Below are 5717 nucleotides of genomic sequence, written 5' to 3'. Positions count from 1 at the left end.
AACTCGCGACCCCGACCTTGGCAAGGTCGTGCTCTACCAACTGAGCTATTCCCGCATTGGCGTCCCCTAGGGGACTCGAACCCCTGTTACCGCCGTGAAAGGGCGGTGTCCTAGGCCACTAGACGAAGGGGACACACTACAACATTCACTCCCTGCTTCGTTTCGCTGTGTGCTTTACGCTGCAAGTGGCGCGCATTCTATGGATGGATTGAGAGGTCGTCAACCCCCTGTATTAAATTTATTTAAATCAATGACTTCGCCCTGCTTTGACGTCCCTGTCCGGATTTTCCGCCACCCGGTGTTTGGCGCCTATATTCTGACACTCGCCAAGGCGTTATAGTCGACGCCATCAATGATGGCGATCTGCTTCACTGTTGCCAGCATTTATAAAGCAGGACTGCGGCCGATACAGGTTGAGCCTTCTCGAACCAACTCGTCGAGCGGCCCTGGGCGCTTAAATGCCAAGCCACTACACTCGCACGCGAACCCTATAAAAGAGGTCTTACCGGTGACACCACTCATGATCACCCTGCTCGTCGTAGCCGGGATCGCATTATTGATCGCCATTGGCTACATCAACCATGTGGTGGAAAACAATAAGCTGGAAAGGGCCCGTACCAAGGTTGAACTCAATGATCGCCTGCGGCGTTGCGGAGAGATCACCGAGACCTTCCCAGGCCAGTTGATGACACCGGCGCTCAAGCTGCTGCTGACCCGCCTGGAATTGAATGTCTGCCAACGCCTGCTGAACCTGGAAAAAACCAGCGCCAACCTCAAGGCGCGGATTACCGAACTGACGGCGCTGGTTGCACAGGGCGAGTCGATTCCGGTCAACAACCCGCCAGCACCGATCCAGACGGAAGCCAAGGCCAAGGACGTGCGTTTCCTGCTTGAAGCCCTGCACGGCCAGATCACCCGCGCCGCCCAGGATGGCTTCCTGCCCCCCAACGAAGCCAAGCGCTGGATCCGTGAGGTCCGTCATATTTTGGTGCTGTTGCACATCGAATTCTTCAACAACCTTGGCCAGCACTCGCTGCAACAGAACCAGCCCGGCCAGGCGCGCCTGGCGTTCGAACGCGGTGTGCAATACCTGCGCAAGCAGCAGGAACCTCAGATCTATGCCGAGCAGCTGGAGTACCTGGAAAAACTCCTGGCCCGTGCCAACGCACAAGTCATGGACCGCATCGCCCCGGTGGAAGGCGAAGTGAACCAATTGACCGAAGGCCTCAAAGACGTCGAGGCCGATGCGGACTGGAAGAAGAAAGTGATCTACGACTGATTATTCGAGCAAAGTAGAAAAGCCACCGGATCAGGTGGCTTTTTTTTGCCTTGCAGGAGCAAAGCTTGCTCGCGATAGCGGTTGGTCGGCTGTATCGATGTTGACTGACCTTCAGTCATCGCGAACAAGCTTTGCGCCTACGGGGATTGGCTACAACCGCAGAACCCTGGATGACTGTCAGGCCGCCTTCGCGAGCAGGCTCGCTCCCACAGAATACGCAATGCAGGTTTAAAGCCTGAAATGCCCCACCATTCCCTTCAGCTCAACACCCAACTGCGCCAGCTCGATACTCGACGCTGCATTCCCCTGCATCGCCAGCGAAGACTGATCCGCACTGGCACGAATGCTCGTGACACTGCGATTGATCTCCTCGGCCACCGAACTCTGCTCCTCGGCAGCAGCTGCGATCTGCTGGTTCATCTGCTGGATCAACGATACCGCCGCCGCGATACTTCCCAACGCACTTTCAGTCTGCAGCGCATCGCTGACCGCCAGCTTCACCAGTTCGCCACTGCTTTGAATCTGCTGCACCGACGTCTGCGCCGCCGAGCGCAAGGCGCTGACCAACCGCTCGATTTCCTCGGTCGATTGCTGGGTCCGCTTGGCCAGTGCACGCACCTCATCGGCCACCACCGCGAAGCCCCTGCCCTGCTCGCCGGCCCTTGCGGCCTCGATGGCCGCGTTGAGCGCCAGCAGGTTGGTTTGTTCAGCCACGCTTTTGATGACACTGAGCACGGTGCCGATGTTCTGGATTTCCGCGCTCAAACTCTCGATGCTCGAACTGGCCGAGGTGGCCGAATCCGCCAGTTGCTCGATGCGCGCCATGCTCTGACGCACCACGAGCTGACCGCTTTCAACCTTGCCGTCGGCTGTTTGCGCTGCCACGGCGGCCTCTTCGGCGTTCCGCGCCACGTCGTGCACGGTGGCAGTCATCTGGTTCATCGCCGTGGCAACCTGTTCGGTTTCTTCCTTCTGGCTGCTGACTTCAAGGTTGGTCTGTTCAGTGACCGCCGACAGCGATTGCGCTGACGTGGCCAGTTGTTCGATACCCGCCTGCAAACCGCTGACGATGTGGCTCAGTCCCGCCCCCATCTGCTGCATGGCCTGCATCAACTGGCCGATCTCATCACGGCGGGTCACTTCGACCGTCCCGCTCAAATCCCCGGAAGCAATCTGCTGCGCCACACCAATCACACTTCGCAGCGGCCCGACGATCAATCGGGTAATGACCCAGGCTGCAATCAATCCGACCAGCAACGCCAACGCGGAAGAGCCGATGATCAGCAGCGAATTCTTGTTCAGCTCTGTCTGCATCGACTGGTCTTCGGCGGTATAGGCCTGATCCACCCGCTCCATCACTTGGGCGGCGCGTTGATGCAATTGCTGATAGACAGTCTTTTCCTGTTCCAGCAGGCCGGTGTACTCGGCGAGCTTGTCGCTGAAACTGGCGATGTGACCGATCACTTCATTGAGAACGGTCTGATAACCCTCATCCTTGACTGAAGTTTTCAGCTGTTCGGCCTGGGTCAACGCCTGGCTGGCCTGTTCGATCTTGCCTTGCCCCGCGCTGTCATCCCCCTTGCGGCTCTGGTCCAGACGCACGCGCGCTTCGTTCATGGCTTGCAACATCAACCGAGACACCTGGCTGACCTGATTGGCCTGGTCGACGAATTGCGCACCGTCCTTGCCCTCGGATTCCTTCAGGTTGTAGGTACCGTCATCGGCAAGCCCGGACTGCAGCACGTCGAGGTTATTCGCCACGCTGGAGACCGACCAACTGGCCATTTCCAGCGCCAGGTCCTTGGCCTGACTGAGCGAGACAAACTCGTCGAACGCCTTGCGGTAGGCGCCGAGGGATTGCTCGACATCGTTCATGACCGGCACATTGGCAGCAGACGCAGCCTTGAGCTGATTCGCCAGGGCAATCAAGCCATCGACGCCTTCGCGCAGGGCATCGGCCGTTTTCGGGTTGCCGTGCAAGGCATACTCTTGCTCCAGCAGGCGGACCTTCAGCAATCCACTGTTGAGCGACGACATTTGCTTGAGCCCATCGAAGCGCTGACTGATGGTTTGCAGGGACCAGACGCCGATGGCCGCCACCAGGGCGGTCAACAACAGCACCAGCACAAACCCGATACCCAGTTTTTTTGCCATACCGAGGTTGGCAAAACGTCCTTGCACGGCCGAAATCATTGCACTTAGTCCCCTGCCATTATCTGTAGATGGAGATTCGCAACGGGCCTGTGGCAACACAAGTCTTTGGCGTCTGAATAATGGCAAAAAGCTACGTCCACGTCGTTTTCAGAACGCTTGAGGTCGATTCGCAGCGGCAGCCTGAAAAAATGCCCTGATTCAGAACGCCGTGACACCACCATCCACAGCCAACGAATGCCCAGTGGTAAACGCTGCGCCGTCACTGCACAGGTAAAGCACCGCGCTGGCGATTTCCTCGACCTTGCCGATGCGGCCCACCGGGTGCATGGCGTTGGCGAACTCGCCCTTCTTCGGGTCGGCTTCATAGGCGCGACGGAACATATCGGTGTCGATCACCGCCGGGCATACCGCATTGACCCGGATCTTTTTCTTGGCGTATTCGATGGCCGCCGATTTTGTCAGGCCGATCACTGCATGCTTGGAAGCGGCGTAGATGCTCATTTTCGGCGCAGCACCGAGCCCTGCCACCGAAGCTGTATTGACGATGGCGCCACCACCCTGGGCCAACAGCAATGGCAGCTGGTACTTCATGCACAACCAGACGCCTTTGACGTTGACGCCCATGATCGCGTCGAACTCGTCGATGGTGCCTTCTGCCAGCTTGCCCTTCTCGATCTCGATACCGGCATTGTTGAAGGCATAGTCGAGACGGCCGTAGGTATTGACGACCGCTTCCATCAGATTTTTCACTTCGCTTTCCACAGTGACGTTACAGCGCACGAAGGTCGCTTCGCCGCCCGCCGTACGAATCAGCGCAACCGTCCCCTCACCGCCCGCCGTGTCCATGTCGGCCACCACCACTTTCAAGCCTTCGGCGGCGAACGCCTGGGCCGTCGCGCGACCAATGCCATTGGCTGCGCCCGTCACTACGGCGACCTGACCGGAAAACGTCATGCTCATTGTTATGTCCTCGAAGAGAAGTTTGCGGGGGATCGGTTTTTTTCAGTCTAGCCACGCGGCCCCTGACGCGGCAGCACTATCAAAAGGCCGGTTGGGCACCCATGAGTTGCAGTGATGGAACTACCGTACCAACTATCACTGCACTGGATCAGCCTGCATTCGCCGCATGAGCCAAACTTGCGACATTGCCCATGAAGGACTATCAACAAGGCTTCATTCATCTTGAGTGCCTGTCATGACTACCCAGACCAATCGCCAGTTCCTGCTCGCCAAACGTCCCGTCGGCGCGGCAACCCGCGAGACCTTCACCTATCAAGAAGTACCGGTCGGCGAGCCGGCGGCGGGTCAGATCCTGGTCAAGAACGAATACCTCTCGCTGGACCCGGCCATGCGTGGCTGGATGAATGAGGGCAAGTCCTACATCCCGCCGGTCGGCCTCGGTGAAGTGATGCGAGCCCTCGGTGTCGGCCAGGTCGTGGCTTCGAACAACCCTGGCTTCGCGGTCGGGGACTACGTCAATGGCGCTTTGGGTGTGCAGGATTATTTCCTCGGCGAACCGCGAGGCTTCTACAAGGTCGATCCGAAACTGGCACCGTTACCGCGTTATTTGTCCGCGCTGGGCATGACCGGCATGACGGCTTACTTTGCCCTGCTCGACGTCGGCGCCCCCAAGGCGGGTGAGACGGTGGTGTTGTCCGGTGCAGCCGGTGCGGTGGGCAGCATTGCCGGGCAAATCGCCAAGATCAAGGGATGCCGGGTGGTCGGCATCGCCGGCGGCGCAGACAAATGCAAGTTCCTGGTCGATGAATTGGGTTTTGACGGCGTCATCGATTACAAGAACGAAGACGTCATTGCCGGTCTCAAGCGTGAATGCCCGAAAGGTGTCGACGTGTATTTCGATAACGTCGGCGGCGACATTCTCGACGCGGTGCTGAGCCGGCTCAACATGAAGGCGCGGGTGGTGATCTGTGGCGCCATCAGCCAGTACAACAACAAGGAAGCGGTCAAGGGCCCGGCCAACTACCTGTCACTGCTGGTCAACCGCGCGCGCATGGAAGGCTTTGTGGTGATGGACTACGCCTCGCAATTCGCCGCCGCCGGGCAGGAAATGGCCGGCTGGATGGCCAAGGGGCAACTCAAGAGCAAGGAAGACATTGTTGAAGGACTGCAGACGTTCCCGGAGACGCTGATGAAGTTGTTCAGCGGGGAGAACTTCGGGAAGCTGGTGCTGAAGGTTTAACCCAACATTCGAAGTGCACTAAAAAACATTGTGGGAGCGGGCTTGCCCGCGATGGGGGTGTGTCAGTCGACATCAATGTTGACT

4 protein-coding genes, 1 tRNA gene and 1 pseudogene are annotated in these 5717 nt (G+C 58.5%); 2 read left to right on the top strand and 4 right to left on the bottom strand.

The window, feature by feature from the left end:
* Window positions 1-57: 57 nt before the first annotated feature.
* Window positions 58-133 (bottom strand) — tRNA-Glu (locus tag ACW9HW_RS28455).
* Window positions 134-520: 387 nt separating this feature from the next.
* Between ACW9HW_RS28455 and ACW9HW_RS28450 the strand changes: the two genes are divergently transcribed.
* Window positions 521-1279: a hypothetical protein gene (locus ACW9HW_RS28450; RefSeq protein WP_170948693.1), complete on the top strand. Its 759-nt coding sequence runs from the start codon at window positions 521-523 to the stop codon at window positions 1277-1279.
* Between the two features lie 228 nt (window positions 1280-1507).
* On the opposite strand, the gene ACW9HW_RS28445 is transcribed toward ACW9HW_RS28450, so the two are convergent.
* The 3 genes and pseudogenes from ACW9HW_RS28445 to ACW9HW_RS28435 form a co-directional block, all read right to left on the bottom strand.
* Window positions 1508-2371, bottom strand: a complete 864-nt coding sequence (locus tag ACW9HW_RS28445) for a methyl-accepting chemotaxis protein (RefSeq protein ID WP_371917531.1) — start codon at window positions 2369-2371, stop codon at window positions 1508-1510.
* Window positions 2369-2593: pseudogene (locus tag ACW9HW_RS28440) on the bottom strand (HAMP domain-containing protein); the annotation flags it as partial. The gene ACW9HW_RS28445 and the pseudogene ACW9HW_RS28440, both read right to left, overlap by 3 nt.
* Before the next feature lie 1038 nt (window positions 2594-3631).
* Entirely contained in the window at window positions 3632-4393 is a 762-nt protein-coding gene (locus ACW9HW_RS28435; protein ID WP_457402645.1) for an SDR family oxidoreductase, read from the bottom strand.
* A gap of 235 nt (window positions 4394-4628) precedes the next feature.
* Here ACW9HW_RS28435 and ACW9HW_RS28430 point away from each other — a divergent pair, with 235 nt between their 5' ends.
* Window positions 4629-5633: an NADP-dependent oxidoreductase gene (locus tag ACW9HW_RS28430; RefSeq protein ID WP_457402644.1), complete on the top strand. Its 1005-nt coding sequence runs from the start codon at window positions 4629-4631 to the stop codon at window positions 5631-5633.
* Window positions 5634-5717: the final 84 nt, after the last annotated feature.

This window comes from Pseudomonas sp. SDO5532_S415 (assembly GCF_054071155.1).
The sequence above is the reverse complement of the archived record's forward strand: the minus strand, read 5'-3'. Positions and strand labels throughout refer to the sequence as shown.

Bases quoted from the DNA above. Each gene is read 5' to 3' on its own strand.
- ACW9HW_RS28450 (WP_170948693.1), top strand. From the start codon at position 521: ATGATCACCCTGCTCGTCGTAGCCGGGATCGCATTATTGATCGCCATT.
- ACW9HW_RS28445 (WP_371917531.1), bottom strand. From the start codon at position 2,371: ATGGGGGCGGGACTGAGCCACATCGTCAGCGGTTTGCAGGCGGGTATC.
- ACW9HW_RS28435 (WP_457402645.1), bottom strand. From the start codon at position 4,393: ATGAGCATGACGTTTTCCGGTCAGGTCGCCGTAGTGACGGGCGCAGCC.
- ACW9HW_RS28430 (WP_457402644.1), top strand. From the start codon at position 4,629: ATGACTACCCAGACCAATCGCCAGTTCCTGCTCGCCAAACGTCCCGTC.